The organism is Streptomyces rapamycinicus NRRL 5491, assembly GCF_024298965.1.
In the GTDB taxonomy this organism is placed as follows: Bacteria; Actinomycetota; Actinomycetes; order Streptomycetales; family Streptomycetaceae; genus Streptomyces; species Streptomyces rapamycinicus.
Map to the genome: position 1 here is coordinate 8,786,338 of NZ_CP085193.1, position 21,270 is coordinate 8,807,607.

A 21,270-nucleotide genomic window follows, 5' to 3' on the forward strand; every position below is an offset into this window, starting at 1 on the left:
GGGCGGGAGGCATTGTCGGTGGGGCGTGGCAGGATCGGGGGCGTGGCAGAGAAAGCATCGAAGAAGACCGCGGCGCCCGCGCCCGACCGCACGGGGGACGACCGTCCCCGCCTGCTCCTGCTGGACGGGCACTCCCTGGCATACCGGGCGTTCTTCGCGCTGCCGGCGGAGAACTTCAACACGACCACAGGCCAGACCACCAACGCGATCTACGGCTTCACCTCGATGCTGGCGAACACGCTCCGTGACGAGCGGCCCACGCACCTCGCCGTGGCGTTCGACGTCTCGCGCAAGACCTGGCGCTCCGAGCAGTTCACCGAGTACAAGGCGAACCGGTCCAAGTCCCCCGACGAGTTCAAGGGCCAGGTCGAGCTGATCGGCGAGCTGCTCGACGCCATGAAGATCACGCGCTTCGCGGTGGACGGCTTCGAGGCCGACGATGTGATCGCCACCCTCGCCACCCAGGCCGAGGAGCAGGGCTTCGACGTCCTGATCGTCACCGGCGACCGGGACTCCTTCCAGCTGGTCACCGACCATGTCACGGTGCTCTACCCCACCAAGGGCGTCTCCGAGCTGACCCGGTTCACCCCCGAGAAGGTGCAGGAGAAGTACGGCCTCACCCCGAGCCAGTACCCGGACTTCGCGGCCCTGCGCGGCGACCCGTCGGACAACCTCCCCGGTATCCCGGGCGTCGGCGAGAAGACGGCGGCGAAGTGGATCAATCAGTTCGGCTCCTTCAAGGAGCTGGTGGAGCGGGTCGAGGAGGTCAAGGGGAAGGTCGGCGAGAAGCTCCGTGACCACCTGGAGTCCGTGAAGCTCAACCGCCAGCTGACCGAGCTGGTGCGGGACGTGGAGCTCACCGCCGGCCCCGAGGGGCTCGAGCGCGCCCCGTACGACCGGGAGGCGCTCGGGGTGATCCTGGACGCGCTGGAGTTCCGCCACCAGAACTTCCGCGACCGGATCATGGCCGTCGACCCGGGCGCGGCGGCGGACGAGCCCGTGGCCGCCGAGCCGGGTGTCGCGGTCGACGGGGCGGCGCTGGGCGCGGGTGAGCTCGCCCCCTGGCTGGAGAGCCACCGTGACGGCCCGCTGGGCCTGGCCACCGTCGACACCTGGGCGCTGGGCAGCGGCAGCGTCAGCGAGGTCGCGCTGGCCACCGGCTCCGGCCCCGCCGCCTTCTTCGACCCCTCACAGCTGGACGAGGCCGATGAGCGGGCGTTCGCCGAGTGGATCGCGGACCCGGACCGCCCCAAGGTGCTGCACAACGCCAAGGGGATCATGCGGGTCTTCGCCGAGCACGGCTGGTCCGTCGCGGGCGTGCGCATGGACACCGCCCTCGCCGCCTATCTGGTCAAGCCCGGCCGCCGCTCCTTCGAGCTGGACGCCCTGTCGGTGGAGTACCTGGGCCGTGAGCTGTCCCCGGCGGTGGCCGCGGACAGCGGACAGCTGGCCTTCGGCGCCGATGAGGAGGCCGAGCGGGACGCCCTGATGATCAAGGCGCGGACCATCCTGGACCTGGGCGAGGCCTTCGGCGGCCGGCTGAAGGACGTGGGCGCGGCCGGGCTGCTGCACGACATGGAGCTGCCCGTCTCCGAGCTGCTGGCCCGGATGGAGCGGTCGGGCATCGCCGCCGACCGCGACTGGCTGGAGCGCATGGAGCAGCAGTTCGCGGCCGCCGTGCAGCACGCCGTGAAGGAGGCCCACGCCGCGGTGGGCCATGAGTTCAACCTCGGCTCGCCCAAGCAGCTCCAGGAGGTGCTCTTCGGCGAGCTGGGCCTGCCCAGGACCAAGAAGACCAAGACCGGGTACACCACGGACGCCGACGCGCTGGCCTGGCTGGCCGCGCAGACCGACCACGAGCTCCCGGTGATCATGCTGCGCCACCGTGAGCAGGCGCGGCTGCGCTCCACCGTCGAGGGCCTGATCAAGACCATCGCCCCCGGAGGCCGCATCCACACCAGCTTCAACCAGACCGTGGCGGCCACCGGCCGGCTCTCCTCCACCGACCCCAATCTGCAGAACATCCCGGTGCGCACGGACGAGGGCCGGGCGATCCGGCGCGGCTTCGTCGTCGGCGACGGCTTCGAGTCGCTGATGACCGCCGACTACAGCCAGATCGAGCTGCGCGTCATGGCCCATCTCTCCGAGGACGAGGGCCTGATCGAGGCGTTCACCTCCGGTGAGGACCTGCACACCACGGTCGCCTCCCAGGTCTTCTCCGTCGACAAGTCGGCGGTCGACCCCGAGATGCGCCGCAAGATCAAGGCCATGTCCTACGGGCTGGCGTACGGCCTCTCGGCGTTCGGCCTCTCCCAGCAGCTGGGCATCACCCCCGACGAGGCCCGCAAGCTGATGGAGAACTTCTTCGAGCGGTTCGGCGGGGTGCGCGACTATCTCCAGCGGGTCGTCGAGGAGGCGCGCGCCACCGGCTATACGGAGACCATGCTCGGCCGCCGCCGCTATCTGCCGGACCTCACCAGCGACAACCGCCAGCGCCGCGAGATGGCCGAGCGGATGGCGCTCAACGCCCCGATCCAGGGCACCGCCGCCGACATCGTGAAGATCGCGATGCTCAAGGTGGACGCGGCGTTGACGAAGGAGAAGCTCTCGTCGCGGATGCTGCTGCAGGTCCACGACGAAATCGTGCTGGAGATCGCCCCCGGAGAGCGGGAGCGGGTCGAGGAGCTGGTGCGCCGGGAGATGACGGGCGCCTTCCAGCTGAGCGCTCCGCTGGACGTATCGGTAGGATCCGGTGCCGACTGGGAGTCCGCGGCTCACTGAGAGTTCGCCCGATGGGGTGTTTGCACCGGTAGCTGCGTGCCATAAGTTGTCGTAGTGTCACCAGAGTTGACGCGCCGGGGGAGCGCATCGTGTTCGACGGGAGGGGCACACGGATGGCACCGCTAATCGGCCGACGACTGCGCAAGGGAGCGGCCACGACGGCGGTGGCGGCGGCCGCGATGGCCGCCCTCACCGCGTCCCAGGCGCCGGGATTCGCCGACTCCGACCATGGCGACCGGAACCGGGAGCAGCGGGCGGGGGAAGCACCGGCGCCGGACGACACGCCCATCGACGGTGGTTCCTCGTACCACACCGATCTGCCACCTCTGGTCACCCCCGACAAGCCGGGCTCCTCGGTCGATCTGCCCGGGCTCCCCGGGGGCAGCAGCACCAAGCCCGAGGCGGGAATACCCGCGAGCGTCCTGGCCGCCTACAAGAAGGCGGAAGCGGCCCTGAGGGAGTCCAACCCCGGCTGCAATCTGCCCTGGGAACTGCTCGCCGCGATCGGCAAGGTCGAGTCCGGCCAGGCCGGTGGCGGCAATGTGGGCGCCGACGGCACCACCGTCTCGCCCATCCTCGGCCCGGTCCTGAACGGCGACGGCTTCGCCCTGATCAAGGACACCGACGGCGGTGCCTACGACGGCGACAGTAGGCATGACCGGGCGGTCGGCCCCATGCAGTTCATCCCGTCCACCTGGGCCAACTGGGGCCGGGACGGCAATGGTGACGGCGAGAAGGACCCCAACAACGTCTATGACGCGGCCCTCGCCGCGGGCGGCTACCTCTGCGCTGACGGCCGCGATCTGTCCGTCAAGGCCGACCTGGACCGCGCGATCCTCGGCTACAACCACTCGCGGGAATACCTGAACACCGTCCTGTCGTGGTTCGAGTACTACAAGCGCGGCACCCATGAGGTCCCCGACGGCACCGGTTCGATCCCCTCGGGGAACGACTCCGGCTCGGGCGACAAGGGCAAGGACCCGGGCAGGAAGCCGGGGAAGGGCGGCGGCAAGGACACCGGGAACGGCAAGGAGAACGACGCCCACACCCTGCCCAAGCCCGACGACGAGCCCGACACCACCACCCCGACCCCGCCGGCCGACGGGAACGAGGGCACCCCCGGCACCGGGACCCCGACCCCGAAGCCCCCCACCACTCCGCCGTCCACCCCGAGCGGCACCAGCAAGCTCACCACCGTCGGCGCGAAGGAGCTGTCCACCACCGCGGGCACCGGGTTCGGCCGGTCGCCGCGCGTCAAGGCCGTGGACACCGCGGGCAAGCCGGTGGCCGGTGCCCGGGTGCGGTACGAGATCCTCGGCGACACCGACACGCGCTTCCTCGGCCTGGTCAAGTCCGCCACCGTGCTGACCGCCGCCGACGGCACCGCCATCGCGCCGAAGCTGCTCGCGGGCGAGAAGACCGGCACCTTCACCGCGCGCGCCACCGCCGTGGGGCGGGAGGCCGCCCCGGTCGAGTTCACCGCCACCGTCAAGGCCCGGCCCGTGCCGCAGGCCGACGCGCTGGCCCGGATCGGCGACAAGGAGCTCACGGCCCGGACCGGCGCCTCCTTCGCCGACGCGCTCACCGTCAAGGCCACCAACAAGGGCAAGATCATGGCGGATGTCCCGGTGACCGCCACCATGATCACCTCGGCGAAGGACCCCAAGCCCAACGAAAAGGGGCCCTACTTCCTGGACGACAAGGGCAAGCCGGTGCGCACCCTGGCCGCCCTGAAGACCAACGACCTCGGCCAGCTCACGCTGCCGAAGATCCTCACCGATGACCAGGCGGGCACCTTCCTGCTCCGCCTCACCGCCGAGGGCGGCGCCGTCCTGGACATCGAGCTGACGGTCACCCAGGCCCCCGCCTCGTAAACGAGCGCCCCTCATACGGTTCACCGCACCGCCCCTGAGCCCCCACCGGGCCCAGGGGCGGTGTGACGCTTTCACTCCTTCGTGTTCTCATCTGCGCCCCCCGTTGCTACGGTGCCCCATCCCTGACGAAGCGTCAGGCAGCGCCTCGTACCAACCACGAGGAGGCCCCGTATGCGTGCCCTCGTCGCCGCCGCGATCGGACTCGCCGCCGCCCTCGCCATCGTTCTCACGGTGACGGCCATCGGCGCCCCCAGCGGTGAGACCTCCCCGGAACCCCTGCTCACCACCGTCCCCAAGCACCCCTGAGGGAGGGACATCCGCCATGCGCCGCAGAGCAAGCCTGGTGCTGCTGGCCTTCGCCGTCTTCTTCGCCGCCCTCGCGCCGCTGCTGCGCTGGTACGCCTATCCCCGGCTGGCCAAGATCCCGCCCAGCGAGTACCAGACGGCGGTGATGGAGGCCAGCCCGGCAACCCTGCTCGACTACGGCACGATGCAGCCCCGCACCGTCCCCAAGGTCAGCATCGTGCAGACCCTGCGCGGCAATGTGCCCGCCGCGAAGAAGGTCGGGAAGGCGACCGGACGCGATGTCGTCGTCTGGGACACCCTGTCGTATGTGGCCGGGCCCGACGGCAAGATGGTCTCCAAGATCCCCGAACGCTATGTCTTCGACGCCCACTCCCAGGACCCGGTGCACGCGGGCGGTGAACATGTCGACGGGGACGCGGTGCGCCGCGACGGCATCGAGTACAAGTGGCCGTTCCTCACCGAGAAGCGCGACTACCGCTACTTCGACGCCCAGACCCGCACCTCCGCCCCCATCCACTACAAGGGCACCCGGAACTTCCGCGGCCTGGAGGTCTACTACTTCGAGCAGACCATCCCCTGGACCAAGGTGCCGCTGCCCAAGACGATGCCGGTCGACGGCGTCACCCCCGAGACCGTCCGCAAGGCCGGCACCTCCCGCTGGTACAGCACCAAGCGGATGTTCTGGGTCGAGCCCACCACGGGCGCCCCGGTCAACGGGCAGGAGATCCACAAGGAGGAGCTGCGCGGCGGCACGCTGCTGGGCGACCGCGACCGGGTGACCGTCTTCTCCGGCCATGTGAAGATGCGCGAGGACTACATCCGGCACACGGTGGACATGGTCAAGTCCCAGCGCCAGCTGGTCCTGCTGCTCACCGCCTATCTGCCGTGGGGCTTCCTGATCCTGGGGCTGGCCCTGCTCGCGCTCGCACTGCTGCTGGAGGCACGCGGGCGCGCCGCGCGGCCGCCGTCCGCCCCGGCGGCGCCGGCCGCGTTGTCAGTGGCGGGCCGTAGCGTATGACCATGCCAGTGAACAGCTGCGTCCCCGGCCCCGAACTCATCGGCCACATCGCCGACTTGGCACGCCTGGAATGGACCCCGGGCGCCACGGCGGCCGCCGCGAAGCGCTTCGGCTGGGTGCCCGACGGCTCCCGTACGTCCTCGTACGCCACCAACACCGGACACCATGTCCTCCCGGAGTGGTTCGGCGGGCCGGACGACGCGGACACCGAATGCATGATCCCGTTCTGTTACTACTACGAACCGGACGACTTCGACGCGGAGTTGCAGGCCGACGGGCTCAGCGGCAATGTCGAGTGGCTCGCCGGGTACCACTCCGGCGACCCCGGCTGGATCTTCGACCGCGAGGCCGGCCGCTCCGGCTTCGACGGCCGGTGGCGCGCCGCCGTGGACGCCTTCGGCGAGCGCCTGGGCGAGCCGGAAACCGTGGTGCGGGACGAGAAGGGCGACCGCCCGTGGAACTACGCGGCATGGCGCTGCGGCGGCAATGCGGTGGTGGTCGGCCAGTGCGTCGACAACGGCTCGTACATGACCTTCGAGCAGGCGCTCATATGGGTCGGGCCGCACCCCGCGGACGAGCCGTTCCCGACGGGGGAGCAGTTCGCCCTGAGGCTGGAGTGCTGAGCGGCGCGGCCGCCGCGTCAACTTCCGTCCTCGCGATTCGCTCGTGGTGGCCAAGCCGGTAGTGATCAGGGCGAGTGCGTGGCTAGCATGCCGCCCATGCCTGGCATCACGATTGAGTTCACCGAGCAGGAGCTGGCCGAGCTGCGTGCCGAGGCGAGGGAGAAGGGCGTCGCGATCAAGCGGCTGGCGCACGACATACTGACCGAGGACGTGGTGCGGCGGCGTCAGAAGCAGCGCTTCGTCGAGGGCGCCGTGAAGTTCGCCCTGGCCTACAAGGCCGAGTTCGAGCGGGAGTTCCCGCACGGCATGCGGTGATCCTGTACGTCGATGCCGGTTGGGTACTGAACGTCCAGGTCGAGGTCTCCCCGGTGAACACCCCGGTCCGGGACTGGGGTGCGCTGCACTGCATGACCGAGCGCCACCGCTACGAGCGGTTCGCGGGCGAGCCCTACTACGAGGAGGCCGCCGCCCGCGCCGCGACCTTTCTGCACACCTCACTGATCCTCGAGCCGTTCTCCGACTACAACGCCACGATCGGCGCGGCCTGCGCGCAGATGTACATGGAGGAGTCCGGAGAACCGATCGCGCCCCCGCCGGGCGCCATGGTCAAACTGGTCCGCGACATACGGGAGATCAGCGGCTTCCGCCTCGGCGAAACCGCCCGCCGCCTACGTGCCTGGGCCGACTGACGCCGCACTGACGCGCTGCACGGCTCCCTGAGCCCGGGATTCCTTCCGCGTCCCACGGCTCACAGGCCCCCGTGGTCTCCGTAGCCCACCGCGCCCCGCTGCCCGCTGAGCGCTGGCGGTCGTGCGGCCTTTCGGGCGCGTCGCTCAGCGGCGGGTGTTGGTGCGGCGGGTTGGTTCGGCCGCGGTCGGGTCCTCGGGCCAGGGGTGCTTGGGGTATCGGCCGCGCAGTTCGGCGCGGACCGCGCGATAGCCGTCCTTCCAGAAGGACGCCAGATCGGCGGTGACCGCGGCCGGGCGTCCCGCCGGGGACAGCAGGTGGATCAGCAGCGGCACCCGGCCGCCCGCGATCCGGGGCGCCTCCTGCCAGCCGAACAGCTCCTGGAGCTTGACCGCCAGCACGGGCCGGTCCGCGCCGTAGTCCACCCGCACCCGCGAGCCGCTTGGCACCTCGATCCGCTCCGGCGCCAGCTCCTCGAACCGCGCGGCCTCGCCCTTGGCCCACGGCATCAGCCGGGCCAGCGCCTGCCCGGCGTCCACCCGTCCCAGATCGGCGCGCCCGCGGGCCCGCGCCAGCTCCGTCCCGAGCCAGTCGTCCGCGCGGCCCAGCAGCGCCTCGTCGGAGACGTCCGGCCAGGCCCCGCCCAGTTCACGGTGGAGGAACGCCATCCGCTGCCGGACCGCCGTGGCCTGCGCCGACCAGCGCAGCAGCCCCGTGCCCTCGCGGCGCAGCCCGCCCAGCAGCGCCTGCCGTACCAGCTCCGGATCGGGGTCGGCCAGCGGCCGGGACACCAGCTCGATCGCGCCGAGCCGGGCCACCCGGCGCGCCAGGACGTCCCCGTCGGCCCAGCGCACCTCCTCGCCCTCCGAGGCCAGCGCCGCGGCCGCCGCCCGGGCGGTGTCCTCGTCGGTCACCGCCGCGAGCCGCACCCGCGCCGACGCGGAGGCCACCGGCCGGTCGGCGACGGCCACCGCGAGCCACGGCGCCCCGCCCAGCCGTGAGCCGTCGCCCAGCTCCGCGCCCGTCCCTGCGGCCATGAGGTACGCATGCTCGCCGCGCCGCCGGGCCACCCGCTCCGGGAACGCCAGCGCGGCCATCAGTCCCGCCACGGCGTCATCGCCGCGCGCCGGACCGGCACCGCGCCGCCCGCCGTCCGGACCCGAGGTCCCCGCGGCGGTCAGGGCGTGTTCGAGCCGCCGGGCCTCCTGGCGCCAGCGGGCGGCGTAGGGGTCGCCGCCGTGGCGGGCCGCGCGCCAGGCGGCCGCGAGGTCGTCGCCGTACTCCCTCGGGGGCTCCTCGCTCAGCAGGGCCACCACCTCGGCCGCCCGGCGCGCGCCGACCTCCTTCGCGCCGTCGATGAGCGCCCGTGCGAGGCGTGGGTGGAGGCCGAGGCGGGCCATCCGGGTGCCGCGTTCGGTGGCCCGTCCGGCGGCGTCCACGGCGCCGATCGCGGTGAGCGTCTCGCGTGCGGCCGCCATCGCCCCGGCGGGCGGCGGATCGAGCAGGGCCAGCCCCGAGGCGTCCGGATCGCCCCAGCACGCCGTCTGCAGGGCGAAGGCCGTAAGGTCCGCACCGGCGATCTCCGGGGACGGGAAACGCGGCAGCCGGGCGTCCTCCGCCTCCGGCCAGCAGCGGTAGACCACTCCGGGCGCCTCGCGCCCCGCACGGCCCGCGCGCTGCCGGGCGGCGGCCCGTGACGCCCTTACGGTCGTCAGCGCGCTCAGCCCGCGCGCGTGGTCCATCCGGGGCTCACGTGCCAGCCCGCAGTCCACGACGATCCGTACGCCCGGCACGGTCAGGCTCGACTCGGCGACCGAGGTGGCCAGCACCACCCGCCGCCGCCCGCCGTTCGCGCCGGCGAGCACCGCCTCCTGGACGGCGGCGGGCGCCCGCCCGTGCACCTGGAGGACCTCCGCGTCGGCGAGCCCGCCCAGCTTCCCGGCCACCCGGGCGATCTCCCCGACGCCCGGCAGGAAGCACAGCACATCGCCCTGCCGCTCGCGCAGCGCCCGCCGCACCACGGCCGAGAAATGGTCCAGCAGGGCGGGGTCCACCCGCATTCCGTGCGGCGGCCTTACGGGACGCTCGGGCGGCGCCCACACCACCTCCACCGGATGGGAGACCCCCGGCGCGGAGACGACCGGCGCGGGCTCCCCAGAGCCCTCCCCGCCGTCCGTCCCGCCACCCCTGGCCTGCCCGCCGCTGCCGCCGTCCCGGCCGTTGCCGACCTCTCCGCCGTCGCCGAGCAGCCGTGCCCAGCCCTCCGCGTCCGTGGTCGCCGACGCGGCGATCAGCCGCAGATCGGGGCGCAGGGCGGCCCGGACGTCCAGCAGGAAGGCGGCGGCCGTGTCCGCGTCCAGATGGCGCTCATGGCATTCGTCGAGCACGACCACATCGACCCCGGCCAGCTCCTGATCGCGTTGCAGCCGCTGCAACAGCACCCCGGTCGTGACCACCTCGACCACCGTCCCGGGCCCGGCCTGCCGCTCCCCGCGCACGGTGAAGCCGACCCTGCCGCCCGGTCGCTCGCCCAGCAGCCACGCCATCCGCCGCGCGGCGGCCCGCGCCGCGATCCGCCGCGGTTCGGTCACCAGCACCCGCCGCACCGGCCCGCCGTCCACCAGCCCGGCGAGTACCAGCGGCACCAGCGTCGTCTTACCGGTCCCCGGGGGCGCGCACAGCACGGCGACCCCGCGGTCGTCGAGCGCGCGCAGCAGTTCGGGCACGGCTTCGCGTACGGGAAGGCGGTCCAGGGCCTCGGCGCGCGCGTCCGCGGGTTTGGTCAACGCTCGCCTCAGTCCCGCTCGCATACGAAGATCGCCGTGCCCGGGATGAGGTTCCCCCGCAAGGGGGACCAGCCGCCCCACTCCTGGTGGTTCCACGCGGGCCACTCCGGTTCGATCAGGTCGACCAGCCGGAAACCTCCGGCCACCACGTCCCGTACCCGGTCGCCCAGCGTCCGGTGGTGCTCCACATAGACGGCCCGGCCCGACTCGTCCTGCTCCACATAGGGCGTGCGGTCGAAGTAGGAGGCGGCGATGGACAGCCCCTCGGGCCCCGGCTCGTCGGGGAACGCCCAGCGGATCGGATGCGTCACCGAGAAGACCCACCGCCCGCCCGGCCGCAGCACCCTGCGCACCTCGCGCATCACCCGCACCGGCTCGGCCACGAACGGCACCGCCCCGTACGCCGAGCACGCCAGGTCGAACGAGCCGTCCCGGAAGGGCAGGGCGGTGGCGTCGGCCTGCACCAGCGCGACCCCGGCCGCGTCGGCGTCCCGGGACGCCCCGGAGATCCCTGAGGCCCCTGAGGCCGCCGCCTCCGCGTCGATCCGCCGCGCGTGCCGCAACTGCCGGAGCGAGAGGTCAAGCGCCACCGGCCGCGCCCCCCGCGCGGCCAGCCAGCGGGCGCACTGCGCGGCGCCCGCGCCCACCTCCAGCACATCGCGCCCCTTGAGCGCGTCCACCGGGCCCAGCAGCCCGGCCTCCGCCTCGTCCAGCCCCTCCGGGCCCCATATGAACCGGTCGTCGCCCAGGAAGGCGCCGTGCTCCTCCTGGTACTCGTCCGCGTTGCGGTCCCACCACCCCCGGCTGGCCCGGCTGCTCTCCGCCGTGTCGGCGGTCCGGCGGGTGGCCGTCGGCTCGGCGGCCACCCCAGGGGTGCTGGGCTCGTGTTCTTGGACCATCGCGCGCGTCGTCGTACTCTCTGTATCGACCTGTGGCTGCGGGGCACGGTGAGAACCGCGTCGCAGTACGGACCATGCAATTTGCCGGGTTCGGGGTGTTATTCCCCGCGTGTGCTCTTCGTGCATTGACCATGCCCGGCTGCCCCCGTATGCTACAAGTTGCGCTGCGGGCCTGTGCGCCTCGGACGGAGCAGGCCGCGCTCGCATCTGTTGTATGTCCCCTCGGTTGTCGAGGCGCTCGGGTTTTTCGATCCCTGAAATCGGAAAGATTCGGCGTCTCCAAGGCTGTCCGGCTTCGGCAGTGCGATAAAGGGTCCCGGCGTAGCAGTACCTACGACTTCATGTCCGTACCGGAGCCCTTTTCCACATGACGAGCAGCACCGAGGCAACCCGCACCACCCCGCAGGTGGCGGTCAACGACATCGGTTCCGAGGAAGCCTTCCTCGCCGCGATCGACGAGACGATCAAGTACTTCAACGACGGCGACATCGTCGACGGCGTCATCGTGAAGGTCGACCGGGACGAGGTCCTGCTCGACATTGGTTACAAGACCGAAGGCGTCATCCCCTCTCGCGAACTGTCGATCAAGCACGACGTCGACCCCAACGAGGTCGTCGCCGTCGGCGACGAGATCGAGGCCCTCGTCCTCCAGAAGGAGGACAAGGAAGGCCGACTGATCCTCTCGAAGAAGCGCGCCCAGTACGAGCGCGCCTGGGGCACCATCGAGAAGATCAAGGAAGAGGACGGGATCGTCACCGGTACCGTCATCGAGGTCGTCAAGGGTGGTCTCATCCTCGACATCGGCCTCCGTGGCTTCCTTCCCGCCTCCCTGGTGGAGATGCGCCGCGTACGCGACCTGCAGCCCTACGTGGGCAAGGAGCTCGAGGCGAAGATCATCGAGCTCGACAAGAACCGCAACAACGTGGTCCTGTCCCGCCGCGCCTGGCTGGAGCAGACCCAGAGCGAGGTCCGCCAGACCTTCCTCACCACCCTCCAGAAGGGTCAGGTGCGCTCCGGCGTCGTCTCCTCCATCGTCAACTTCGGTGCGTTCGTGGACCTGGGCGGCGTCGACGGTCTCGTCCACGTCTCGGAGCTGTCCTGGAAGCACATCGACCACCCCTCCGAGGTCGTCGAGGTCGGCCAGGAGGTCACGGTCGAGGTCCTGGACGTCGACATGGACCGCGAGCGCGTCTCCCTGTCGCTCAAGGCGACCCAGGAGGACCCGTGGCAGCAGTTCGCCCGGACCCACCAGATCGGTCAGGTCGTCCCGGGTAAGGTCACCAAGCTCGTGCCGTTCGGTGCGTTCGTCCGCGTGGACGAGGGCATCGAGGGCCTGGTCCACATCTCCGAGCTGGCCGAGCGCCACGTGGAGATCCCGGAGCAGGTCGTCCAGGTCAACGACGAGATCTTCGTCAAGGTCATCGACATCGACCTCGAGCGCCGCCGCATCAGCCTCTCGCTGAAGCAGGCCAACGAGTCCTTCGGTGCCGACCCGTCCGCGGTCGAGTTCGACCCGACCCTGTACGGCATGGCCGCGTCCTACGACGACCAGGGCAACTACATCTACCCCGAGGGCTTCGACCCCGAGGCCAACGACTGGCTCGAGGGCTACGAGAAGCAGCGCGAGGAGTGGGAGCGCCAGTACGCCGAGGCGCAGCAGCGCTTCGAGCAGCACCAGGCGCAGGTCATCAAGTCCCGCGAGGCCGACGAGCAGGCCGCTGCCGAGGCGGGCAGCGCCGCCCCGGCGCCGGGCGGGCAGGCGGCCGGTGGCGGCGGCGGTTCGTACTCCTCGGAGTCGGCCGACAACTCCGGCGCCCTGGCCTCGGACGAGGCGCTGGCCGCGCTTCGCGAGAAGCTGGCCGGTGGCCAGAGCTGACCAGCCGCCGCTAGTCGGCACCAGCTGAGCAGGTAAGGCCCGCTCCCCCCGGGGAGCGGGCCTTACGCATGCCCATGGCGCCGCACACTGACCGAAACGGAGTCCACGGTCACGCCCCGGGCGCCGTCGATCCTGATGCCCTCCTTGCCGCCGTTGACCGTGATCCCCCTGACGGTCCAGTACGAGGCGCCGTTCAGCCGCAGCCCATAGCCGCCGCTCGCGGTGAGGACCGCCTTCGAGGAGCCGGTGAGGGTGATCCGCGAGCCGGAGGTGCCGGAGGCGGTGATCTCGAAGCTGCCGTGGTACCTGCCGTCGGCGAGCCGGATCGTATCGCCGGGCCGGGCCCCGGCAAGGGCCTCCCTGAGTCCGTCCGCGTCATCGACGGAGATCGGGACGGCGGTGGCGGCGGGGGCCTCCCGCCCGGTCATGCCCGCCGCCATCAGCCCGCCGGTGGCGATCAGTCCGGTGGCGACGGCGGTGAGGAGAGTGCGTAATCGGGTGGGTGTGCGGCCGGGGGAGTGCATAGGAGGCTGCCTTCCTGTGCCGTGGCCAGAGGTGAACACGCTGGGTTCGGGACAGTGAACGCCGGATGACATGATGAACCGCTGACGGCTGGCGAAGATAGGCGTGCCGCATATGCGAGTCAACCCCGCGACGTGCGCCGACGTCGAGATCGGGCCGCTCCCGTTCGCCCCGGTGGGCCGTTGGGGACGCCGCCCAAGTGGGCCCCTCGGAGACGGGGTTCGGGGCCGCTCGGCGACGGGGTTCGGAGCCGCTCGGCCATCGAAGGTCCCGCCCGGGGAATGCCCCCGCCCCCGTTCGGTGTTCTTCGGTGCGAACACGAGGAGGAGCGGTCACAGTGCATGATCCGCAGGAGTTGTACGCATGGGAACCGAGCGGGCTGGCGGAGGTCGACGCGATAGCCTCGCGGGACTCGGCCGGGCTGGTGCTGCTGTACCACTTCGACGGCTATATCGACGCCGGCGAGACCGGGGACCAGATCGTGGAGCGGCTGCTCGACGGTCTGCCGCGCAAGGTGGTCGCGCGTTTCGACCATGACCGGCTGGTCGACTACCGGGCCCGGCGCCCGCTGCTGACCTTCCAGCGCGACCGGTGGACGGCGTACGAGACCCCGAAGATCGAGCTGCATCTGGTGCGCGACGCGACCGCGGCCCCGTTCCTGCTGCTCACCGGGCCGGAGCCGGATGTGGAGTGGGAGCGGTTCGCGGCGGCCGTGGGCCAGATGGTCGAGCGGCTGGGCGTCAGGCTCGCGGTGAACTTCCACGGCATCCCGATGGGCGTGCCGCACACCCGGCCGGTCGGCATCACCCCGCACGGCAATCGCATCGATCTGATGCCCGGTCACCGGGGCTACTTCGACGAGGCGCAAGTGCCCGGCAGCGCCGAATCCCTGATCGAGTACCGGCTCGCCGAGGCGGGCCGCGATGTGCTCGGCGTGGCCGCGCATGTGCCGCACTATCTGGCCCGGTCGGCCTACCCGGACGCGGCGCTCACCGCGCTGGAGGCCATCACCGCGGCCACCGGTCTGGTGCTGCCGGGGCCGACGCACGCCCTGCGCAACGAGGCCCTGAGGACGCAGGAGGAGATCGAGCGGCAGATCTCGGAGGGCGACGAGGAGTTGGTCGCGCTCGTACGGGGCCTGGAGCACCAGTACGACGCGGTGGCCGGGGCCGAGAGCCGCGGCAATCTGGTCGCGGAGCCGGCCGAGCTGCCCTCGGCGGATGAACTGGGCGCGGAGTTCGAACGGTTCCTCGCCGAGCGCGAGGGCGACGGCGGAGCCTGACCGATGATCCCACCGGCGCGCCGTATAGCGTGGGGCCCATGCTGAACCTGGGGCTCACGGGCGGAATCGGCGCGGGCAAGAGCGAGGTCTCACTGATCCTGACCTCATTGGGAGCGGTGCTGATCGACTCGGATCGGATCGCTCGCGAGGTGGTCGAGCCGGGCACGCCGGGACTGGCCGCCGTGGTCGCCGAGTTCGGCCCCGAGCTGCTGACCGCCGACGGCCGTCTGGACCGGCCCGGGCTCGGCGGTATCGTCTTCAACGACCCGGAGCGGCTGAGCGCGCTGAACGCGATCATCCATCCGCTGGTCCGGGACCGCTCCGCCGAACTCCAGGCGGCGGCCGCGCCCGACGCCGTGGTCGTCCATGACGTCCCCCTTCTGGCCGAGAACAAGCTGGCGCCGCTGTACGACCTGGTCATGGTCGTGGATGCCACGCCGGAGACCCAGCTGGACCGGCTGGTGCGGCTGCGCGGCATGGCCGAGGACGAGGCGCGCGCCCGGATGGCGGCACAGGCCACCCGCGCGGAACGGCTGGCGATCGCGGATGTCGTGATCGACAACAATGGCCCGATCGAGGCGCTGGAGCCGCAGGTCAGAAAGGCCTGGGCGGATCTGGTGCGGCGCGCGGGCACCACGGAGGGCTGACCGGGAGCGCGGTGCGCGCGGAGCGTGCCGGGGCCGAGCTGGGGCGGGGCGCGGAACGGCCGGGGCCGAGCTGGGGCGGGGCGCGGAACGGCCGGGGCCGAGCCGGGGCGGGGCGCGGAACGGCCGGGGCCGAGCCGGGGCGCGGTGCGGAGCGTGCGCTGGCCCGTGGCGGGGAATGCGGCGTGCGGGGTGATTGTTGTGCACCCCGTAGCGAACGATCATCCGTGACGGTTCATCCCATCCCCTCACTCCATCCATCGCCTCACCACCGAGTACGTACCCGGGGAAGGAAACGGCTGTGCCCGAGCCCACGCCCGAGACCCACGTCATCGACTTCCGCGCCGCCGAGCACCTGCTCGCCGCCCGAGACCCACGGGGCGCCGTCAAGCTGCTCGACTCGGTCATCAGCGCCCACCCCGAGAACACGGCGGCCCGGCTGCTCCGGGCGCGCGCGTTCTTCGGCGCGGCCCAGCTGCGCTCGGCGGAGCTGGAGTTCCAGCTCGTCCTTGAGCGCGAGCCGGACAACGCGTTCGCCCACTTCGCCCTGGCCCGCACCCTGGAGCGGGCCAACCGGCCGGCCGAGGCCACCCGCCACTTCCGGCTGGCCGCGGCGCTCGATCCGCGCCCGGACTTCGTGGAGGCGGCCCGGTTCGGCGAGAGGGGCGGCCGGGACGGATAGCCGGGGCGCGGGCTGAGCCACGGCGCTCGCCGGGCCCGCGTGCCGTCGTGCGCGCCGGTGCGCGGGGGCGCCCGCGCCCCGGTCAGCCCCAGAGGGCGAAACCGCCGAGGACCACCGCGCCCAGCAGCACCACCCCGCCGAGCCCGAGCGCCACTCCGCGCTGACGGGCGAAGTCGTACGGGTCGGCTTCCTGTCCCCGCCGCGCCTCCCGCCGCCCGTACGGCTCTCCGGTCCCGGAGAGCATCAGCCCGAGCGCACAGAGCGCGATGCCGATCGCCAGCACCCCCATGACGGCCCCCTGTCGCGGCAGGTACTCAGCTGGTACTGGGCAGTATCCCCCGGAATGCGGTGCTCCCCGCCGTCGATATCCCGTCACCGCCGGAGCGCGTGCCCGCCTTACGGTGTCCGCGCGCACCAGGACGGTGCCGCCCTTACGGTGCCCACATTTCAGCGGCGACGCCCTTACGGAGCCCGCCGCCGCCCGCGGCTCCGCCTGCGCTCGGCGATCGGCGCGTACGGCGGCACATCCCGGCCCGGCTGGTAGTGCGGCCCCTGCCGGATGTGCCGGATGACCAGGACGAGGTCGATCAGCGTGACGACGGCGAGTGCTCCGCACGCCGCCGCCCACCCCGGCCGGCCCACGACCGCGAAGGCCACCGCGCCGCCGAGTGTCCAGAACAGCCCCCACGTGGCCAGCCCCAGCCGCATCCGCAGCGGACTGCGCGCGTGGATCGGCTCATCGCCCGTTCGGATCAGCCGCATCGGCATGGCACCGTATCTCCCGGTTTCGGCCGTTTCCTTACGCTTTCCGCCCTCTCGAATCTACCGCCGAGGGGCGCCCACCGACACCTGAGATCATGTCGTGTGCATCCATACGGGACGGCATGGGACCAGGACGATGAGGAGCTGCCAGTGATCCGCCAGTCATGGGACGAAACGGCCGCCAAGCGGGCCCGCATCCGCGGCTGCCTGCTGGGCGGTGCGATCGGCGACGCCCTCGGCAACCCCATCGAGTTCCTGTCCCTGCGGTCGATCCGCGAGACCCACGGCGCCGCGGGCGTCACCGCCCTCGTCCCGGACGGCAGCGGAGTCGTGGGCCGGGTCACCGATGACACCCAGATGACACTGTTCACGGCCGAGGGCCTGATACGGGCCCACGCCAGAACCTCGTCCAAGGGCCTCGAAGGGTCCGAGACCGCCGTCGTCCGCCATGCCTATCTGCGCTGGCTGGACACCCAGAACCACCCCGGGCCGCCGCCCGCCGAGGGCACCGGGGACCTGGTCCGCTCCGGCTGGCTGCGCACCCAGCCCTGGCTGTACGCCCGCCGCGCCCCCGGCAACGCCTGCCTCTCCGGCCTCACCGCGAAGCACGTCCCCGCCCCGCGCGCTCCCCTCGACGGCACCCCCGGCCCGGTGAACACCGGCTCCAAGGGCTGCGGCACCGTGATGCGCTCGGCGCCGTTCGGCCTCACCGGGCTCGACCCCCGCGACTGCTTCGAACTCGCCGCCCGCTGCGCCCAGATCACCCATGGCCATCCGACGGGCTACTACGCGGCCGGTGCCCTGGCCGCCATGATCGCCTGCCTGCTCGACGGAGAGTCCCTGGAAGGCGCGACCCTGCGCACCCTGGAACTCCTCGCCCGCTACCCCGGCCACGAGGAGACCACCGCCGCCCTCCGTAAGGCGGTCGACCTGGCGGCCGAGGGCGATCCGACGCCCGAGAAGGCCGAATCGCTCGGCGGCGGCTGGGTCGCCGAGGAGGCCCTGGCCATCGCGGTCTACAGCGCCCTGGCCCGCACCCCGGCCCAGCAGATCCTGTACGGCCCCGGCGGCAAGATCAGCTACGACCCGGCGCCCCCGCGCACCCCCGTCCAGGCGGCCCTGCTGATCTCCGTCAACCACTCGGGCGACAGCGACTCGACGGGCTCGATCTGCGGCAACATCCTCGGCGCCCACCACGGCGACCTCCGCCTCCCGCCGTCCTGGCTGTCCCTGACCGAGGGCCGCGGCACGATCGCCGAACTCGCCGACGACTTCGCCTCCGAGTTCCACCGTTCGGTGGAGCTGTACGAGCCCTACGACGACGTGGTCTTCCCCCGCGACCGCTACCCGCTCAGCTGACCGCTCCCAGGACTCCGGCCGCCCCAGGACTCGGACCGCCCCGGGGAGTCAGCCCGCTCCGGAGCCGTCCTTACGGCCGCGCCGGAACCGGCGCCGCAGCTTCTGGAGGAAGAGGAAGCGCTCGCGCTTCTCGCGGGTGCTGCGGTCGAGCTCTTCCATGAGCCGCTTGGAGCGCTGCTCCATGTCGAGTTCGTCGAGGATGCGGTCGATCTCCGCCAGCAGGGCACCGTGCAGCTGCCACTGGCGGGGGTGCTCCTGGACGCGGCGCAGCAGGAGGTCGGCGCCGCGGTCGCGGCCGGCGTGAGCCTTGACGAGCTCGCTGGAGAGGCGGGATTCGGCCTCCTCGGCGTTGGCGCTGACCTGGGTGGTGACCAGGACGGCGAAGCTCTCGACGGCGGCGGCGAGATGGATGAAGAGGTCCTTCAGGGCATCAGCCACGTCCGGGGGGAAGAGGGGCTCGTCCGTCCGTGCCCTGGCGAGGTCGGTCAGGGTGCGGGACATGACGCGCAGGATGACGGTGCAGATCTCCAGCGTGTCCAGGCCGGTACGGAGCACCACGCGGTAGAGGAGGCCCTCCTTGACGCGGGGGTTGAGCCGCACACTGTCCTCCGCCTGCCGGAGGGCCGCGTCGACCTGGGAGATGTCGTGGTCGAGGCGGCGGGCCTCGTAGAGCCGGGCGGCGGCGCGGTCGACGGCGATCTGACTGCCCAGCTCCTCGCCGATGTGCAGCAGCAGCTGACGCATCCGGCGGGCCAGGTCCTCGATGGACTTGCCGGCCGTCTCGACCCACACCGGAGGCGCGAGGAAGAAGTTGAAACCCATTCCGACACCGGCCCCGATGAGGGTCTCCAGCACCCGGTCCCAGGCGTAGGTGGTCACCTGCGCCACGCCCAGGACCAGCATGGCGCTGATCGCCACCTCCTGGACCCAGTCGCCCACGCGTGTGACATAGCCGGCGGTCTGGGCGGCGAGGATGATCAGGCACAGACTCCACCAGGTCAGCCCCACCAGCACGCTGAAGGCGACGGCGATCAGGACGCCCACGACCACGGCCTCGACCCTGCGGAGGCTTCTGGTGAGGGTCGCGTAGAGGGTGACCTGGACGACGAGGAGGGCGGTCAGCGGCGCGGTGAGCGGGGCGGGTTCCTTGCTGAGCTCGAGGGCGACGACGTAGGCGATGGTCGCGGCCGCCGTGGAGCGCACGGTCTGAACGACGACCGGGTCATGGCGTCGTTTGACGAGCTCCGCCAGTGGGTCGAGAACATCGGGCACGTACATGCCCCTTCCACGCGGAGGGGGTCGCCATGTCATCGGGTTTCGCGGACGGGTTAACGTGTCGGGCGTGATCAGCCCATTCAACGGAACGCAGGGGACGGGGGACGGCGCGGCGCTTCCCGGAAGCACCGGCCCGGCCGCCACCGTCGAGGCTCATCCGCGCCAGGTCGGGCGGGTACGGACGAGTTACGCACCCGATCCGGACGGGGACCCGGACCCCGGCGAGGTCGTCTGGACATGGGTGCCGTACGAGGAGAACGACGGCCGTGGCAAGGACCGGCCGGTGCTGGTGGTCGCGCGGGAGCGGGCCGGGACGCTGCTCGCCGTGCAGCTGTCGAGCAAGCGGCACGACGGCGACCGCGAGTGGGTGCCGATCGGCTCCGGGCCGTGGGACCGCGCCGGGCGGGAGTCATGGGTCGATGTGGACCGGGTGCTGCGGGTGCACCCGGACGGGATGCGGCGCGAGGCGTGCGCGCTCGACCGGCCGCGCTTCGACCTGGTCGTGATGCGGCTGCGGCAGCGGTACGGCTGGAGCTGAGCGCGGCTCGGTGCGTCTCCGGCCGCTGCCGAGGAAACGTCTCAGCCGTCGGCCAGGGCCAGCAGCTTGGTGACGGTGTTCCAGTTGCGGGCGGTGGCCGGCGTTCCGAGCCGGGCGTTGGTGACCTTCGCCGCCAGCTTGGAGCGGCCGACCCCGTCCGGGCAGCGCAGGAAGATCTCGCGGCCGATGAGGCGGAACGAGTCCGGGGCGTAGGCGGCCGGATCCAGCGCGTCCAGCGCGGCCGTGTCCGCGGGCACGGCCGCCAGGAAGACCACATGCAGGGTCTTGGGCTCGGCCACGGCTTCCGGATACGGGTTGGCCTCGATCGCGGCGGCCAGCTCGTCGCGCGTACGGACCATGACGTCCACGGGAAAGCCGAGACCGGCGGCGAAGTGGTCCTCGAGGGTACGGGCCGTCCGCCCGGGCGGGGTGCCGGGGTCGGCGAAGACGATGTTGCCGGTCTGGAGGTGGACGGTGACGTCCTCGAAGCCCAGCTCGGCCATCAGCTCACGCTGCCGCGCCATGGGGAACTTCCTGTTCCCGCCCACATTGATGCCGCGGAGCAGCGCTATCTGAGATGCCATGGCCGGAGGGTACCTCTACCTCTCCCGGAACCCCTGGCCCTGACCCCTGGCCCCTGAACCCTGACCCCTGGAGCCCGCAGCCGCCGGGCCCCACGGCATGATGGGGGCGTGCGGCTCGAAGCGATCACCTGGGAACGGCTGACCGACGCGACCGCCGACCGCATCGCCGGGCTGACGGCGGCGGACGGCAGCCCCTGGCTGAGAGTGGCCATAGACGGGGCTCCGGCGGCGCCCACCGGCGAACTGGCGCGGGATCTGGCGGAGGCCCTGCGCGTCCTCGGCCGGCCGGCGCTGGTGGTCGCGGCGGCGGGGTTCTGGCGGCCCGCCTCGCTGCGCTACGAGTACGGGAAGCGGGACCCCGACGCGTACTACGACCGCTGGCTGGACACCGGCGCCCTCTGGCGCGAGGTCTTCGATCCGCTGGAACCGGAGCCGGGCGGCACCGGGCGGGTGCTGCCCGACCTGTGGGATCCGGAGACCGACCGGGCCACGCGCAGCCCGTACGCCGAGCTCGCGCCGGGCGGGGTGCTGTTGCTGCACGGCGCGCTGCTGCTGGGGCACTGGTTCCCGTTCGACCTCTCGGTGCATCTGCGGCTGTCCCCGGCCGCCCTCGCCCGCCGCACCGACGAGGGCGACCGCTGGACCCTGCCCGCCTTCGCGCGCTACGAGGACGAGGTGGGGCCCGGTGAGGCGGCGGATGTGGTGGTGCGGATGGACGACCCCCGGCATCCGGCCTGGCACCGCCCGGAGCCGTAGCCGGGCACGTTTCGGG

21 protein-coding genes are annotated in these 21,270 nt (G+C 72.1%); 14 read left to right on the forward strand and 7 right to left on the reverse strand.

From position 1 onward, the window contains the following. The first annotated feature begins 42 nt into the window (after window positions 1-42). The 7 genes from polA to LIV37_RS36950 all read left to right on the forward strand — a co-directional run bounded on the left by polA (window position 43) and on the right by LIV37_RS36950 (window position 7,291). Entirely contained in the window at window positions 43-2,781 is a 2,739-nt protein-coding gene (gene polA / locus LIV37_RS36920; RefSeq protein ID WP_020872167.1) for a DNA polymerase I, read from the forward strand. A gap of 113 nt (window positions 2,782-2,894) precedes the next feature. Next, the gene (locus tag LIV37_RS36925; protein ID WP_121824074.1) at window positions 2,895-4,655 is read left to right on the forward strand and encodes a lytic transglycosylase domain-containing protein; all 1,761 of its coding nucleotides are present in this window, start codon (window positions 2,895-2,897) and stop codon (window positions 4,653-4,655) included. Window positions 4,656-4,826: 171 nt separating this feature from the next. Next, window positions 4,827-4,961, forward strand: a complete 135-nt coding sequence (locus tag LIV37_RS36930) for an SPW_0924 family protein (RefSeq protein WP_020872169.1) — start codon at window positions 4,827-4,829, stop codon at window positions 4,959-4,961. 16 nt (window positions 4,962-4,977) lie between these two features. Beyond that, window positions 4,978-5,979 carry a cell envelope lipid trafficking protein PgfA gene (gene pgfA / locus LIV37_RS36935; protein WP_121824073.1) on the forward strand — a complete coding sequence of 334 codons (1,002 nt, stop codon included), beginning with the start codon at window positions 4,978-4,980 and terminating at the stop codon, window positions 5,977-5,979. Window positions 5,980-5,981: 2 nt separating this feature from the next. Continuing rightward, complete coding sequence (locus LIV37_RS36940) at window positions 5,982-6,602, forward strand: hypothetical protein (RefSeq protein ID WP_243146099.1); 621 nt, start codon at window positions 5,982-5,984, stop codon at window positions 6,600-6,602. A 96-nt stretch (window positions 6,603-6,698) separates the two neighbouring features. Further along, entirely contained in the window at window positions 6,699-6,917 is a 219-nt protein-coding gene (locus LIV37_RS36945) for a hypothetical protein (RefSeq protein ID WP_020872172.1), read from the forward strand. Next, a complete protein-coding gene (locus LIV37_RS36950) occupies window positions 6,914-7,291 on the forward strand; it encodes a hypothetical protein (RefSeq protein ID WP_020872173.1) in 378 nt (125 codons plus the stop codon). The genes LIV37_RS36945 and LIV37_RS36950 overlap by 4 nt, the downstream gene beginning before the upstream one ends. A 144-nt stretch (window positions 7,292-7,435) precedes the next feature. On the opposite strand, the gene hrpB is transcribed toward LIV37_RS36950, so the two are convergent. Together hrpB and LIV37_RS36960 are read right to left on the reverse strand one after the other, a co-directional pair. Beyond that, a complete protein-coding gene (gene hrpB / locus LIV37_RS36955) occupies window positions 7,436-10,099 on the reverse strand; it encodes an ATP-dependent helicase HrpB (RefSeq protein WP_121824071.1) in 2,664 nt (887 codons plus the stop codon). Then, window positions 10,084-10,974, reverse strand: coding sequence for a class I SAM-dependent methyltransferase (locus LIV37_RS36960; RefSeq protein ID WP_121824070.1), 891 nt, complete (start codon window positions 10,972-10,974; stop codon window positions 10,084-10,086). The genes hrpB and LIV37_RS36960 overlap by 16 nt, the downstream gene beginning before the upstream one ends. A gap of 367 nt (window positions 10,975-11,341) precedes the next feature. On the opposite strand from LIV37_RS36960, the gene rpsA reads away from it, so the two are divergent. Then, on the forward strand, window positions 11,342-12,850 hold the full coding sequence (gene rpsA / locus LIV37_RS36965; protein WP_020872175.1) for a 30S ribosomal protein S1: 1,509 nt from the start codon (window positions 11,342-11,344) through the stop codon (window positions 12,848-12,850). A gap of 62 nt (window positions 12,851-12,912) precedes the next feature. Here the strand turns inward: rpsA and LIV37_RS36970 are convergent, their stop codons facing one another. After that, window positions 12,913-13,374, reverse strand: a complete 462-nt coding sequence (locus LIV37_RS36970) for a right-handed parallel beta-helix repeat-containing protein (protein ID WP_020872176.1) — start codon at window positions 13,372-13,374, stop codon at window positions 12,913-12,915. Between the two features lie 335 nt (window positions 13,375-13,709). On the opposite strand from LIV37_RS36970, the gene LIV37_RS36975 reads away from it, so the two are divergent. From LIV37_RS36975 to LIV37_RS36985, 3 genes are all read left to right on the forward strand, one after another. Further along, window positions 13,710-14,654, forward strand: coding sequence for a PAC2 family protein (locus LIV37_RS36975; RefSeq protein ID WP_020872177.1), 945 nt, complete (start codon window positions 13,710-13,712; stop codon window positions 14,652-14,654). Window positions 14,655-14,692: 38 nt separating this feature from the next. Beyond that, on the forward strand, window positions 14,693-15,301 hold the full coding sequence (gene coaE, locus LIV37_RS36980) for a dephospho-CoA kinase (protein WP_020872178.1): 609 nt from the start codon (window positions 14,693-14,695) through the stop codon (window positions 15,299-15,301). 298 nt (window positions 15,302-15,599) lie between these two features. After that, window positions 15,600-15,980 (forward strand): tetratricopeptide repeat protein, encoded by a 381-nt coding sequence (locus LIV37_RS36985; RefSeq protein WP_020872179.1) that lies wholly within the window; start codon window positions 15,600-15,602, stop codon window positions 15,978-15,980. 82 nt (window positions 15,981-16,062) lie between these two features. On the opposite strand, the gene LIV37_RS36990 is transcribed toward LIV37_RS36985, so the two are convergent. Then, window positions 16,063-16,269, reverse strand: a complete 207-nt coding sequence (locus tag LIV37_RS36990) for a hypothetical protein (RefSeq protein ID WP_020872180.1) — start codon at window positions 16,267-16,269, stop codon at window positions 16,063-16,065. A 173-nt stretch (window positions 16,270-16,442) separates the two neighbouring features. Beyond that, the gene (locus tag LIV37_RS36995; RefSeq protein WP_020872181.1) at window positions 16,443-16,748 is read right to left on the reverse strand and encodes a DUF6343 family protein; all 306 of its coding nucleotides are present in this window, start codon (window positions 16,746-16,748) and stop codon (window positions 16,443-16,445) included. 144 nt (window positions 16,749-16,892) lie between these two features. Between LIV37_RS36995 and LIV37_RS37000 the strand changes: the two genes are divergently transcribed. Then, window positions 16,893-18,101 (forward strand): ADP-ribosylglycohydrolase family protein, encoded by a 1,209-nt coding sequence (locus LIV37_RS37000; RefSeq protein WP_020872182.1) that lies wholly within the window; start codon window positions 16,893-16,895, stop codon window positions 18,099-18,101. A gap of 48 nt (window positions 18,102-18,149) precedes the next feature. Here LIV37_RS37000 and LIV37_RS37005 read toward each other — a convergent pair whose 3' ends face one another. Beyond that, a complete protein-coding gene (locus LIV37_RS37005; RefSeq protein WP_121825053.1) occupies window positions 18,150-19,373 on the reverse strand; it encodes an FUSC family protein in 1,224 nt (407 codons plus the stop codon). Between the two features lie 70 nt (window positions 19,374-19,443). On the opposite strand from LIV37_RS37005, the gene LIV37_RS37010 reads away from it, so the two are divergent. Beyond that, complete coding sequence (locus LIV37_RS37010) at window positions 19,444-19,914, forward strand: type II toxin-antitoxin system PemK/MazF family toxin (RefSeq protein ID WP_020872184.1); 471 nt, start codon at window positions 19,444-19,446, stop codon at window positions 19,912-19,914. A 41-nt stretch (window positions 19,915-19,955) separates the two neighbouring features. On the opposite strand, the gene LIV37_RS37015 is transcribed toward LIV37_RS37010, so the two are convergent. After that, window positions 19,956-20,498 (reverse strand): DUF1697 domain-containing protein, encoded by a 543-nt coding sequence (locus LIV37_RS37015; RefSeq protein WP_121824068.1) that lies wholly within the window; start codon window positions 20,496-20,498, stop codon window positions 19,956-19,958. 108 nt (window positions 20,499-20,606) lie between these two features. Here LIV37_RS37015 and LIV37_RS37020 point away from each other — a divergent pair, with 108 nt between their 5' ends. Beyond that, complete coding sequence (locus LIV37_RS37020) at window positions 20,607-21,254, forward strand: nucleoside/nucleotide kinase family protein (RefSeq protein WP_020872186.1); 648 nt, start codon at window positions 20,607-20,609, stop codon at window positions 21,252-21,254. Window positions 21,255-21,270: the final 16 nt, after the last annotated feature.

Coding starts and splice junctions, on each gene's coding strand:
- pgfA (WP_121824073.1), top strand. CDS start 4,978: ATGCGCCGCAGAGCAAGCCTGGTGCTGCTGGCCTTCGCCGTCTTCTTC.
- LIV37_RS36925 (WP_121824074.1), top strand. CDS start 2,895: ATGGCACCGCTAATCGGCCGACGACTGCGCAAGGGAGCGGCCACGACG.
- LIV37_RS37015 (WP_121824068.1), bottom strand. CDS start 20,498: ATGGCATCTCAGATAGCGCTGCTCCGCGGCATCAATGTGGGCGGGAAC.
- LIV37_RS36930 (WP_020872169.1), top strand. CDS start 4,827: ATGCGTGCCCTCGTCGCCGCCGCGATCGGACTCGCCGCCGCCCTCGCC.
- LIV37_RS36940 (WP_243146099.1), top strand. CDS start 5,982: ATGCCAGTGAACAGCTGCGTCCCCGGCCCCGAACTCATCGGCCACATC.
- rpsA (WP_020872175.1), top strand. CDS start 11,342: ATGACGAGCAGCACCGAGGCAACCCGCACCACCCCGCAGGTGGCGGTC.
- LIV37_RS36960 (WP_121824070.1), bottom strand. CDS start 10,974: ATGGTCCAAGAACACGAGCCCAGCACCCCTGGGGTGGCCGCCGAGCCG.
- LIV37_RS36970 (WP_020872176.1), bottom strand. CDS start 13,374: ATGCACTCCCCCGGCCGCACACCCACCCGATTACGCACTCTCCTCACC.
- coaE (WP_020872178.1), top strand. CDS start 14,693: ATGCTGAACCTGGGGCTCACGGGCGGAATCGGCGCGGGCAAGAGCGAG.
- hrpB (WP_121824071.1), bottom strand. CDS start 10,099: ATGCGAGCGGGACTGAGGCGAGCGTTGACCAAACCCGCGGACGCGCGC.
- LIV37_RS36990 (WP_020872180.1), bottom strand. CDS start 16,269: ATGGGGGTGCTGGCGATCGGCATCGCGCTCTGTGCGCTCGGGCTGATG.
- LIV37_RS36995 (WP_020872181.1), bottom strand. CDS start 16,748: ATGCCGATGCGGCTGATCCGAACGGGCGATGAGCCGATCCACGCGCGC.
- LIV37_RS36945 (WP_020872172.1), top strand. CDS start 6,699: ATGCCTGGCATCACGATTGAGTTCACCGAGCAGGAGCTGGCCGAGCTG.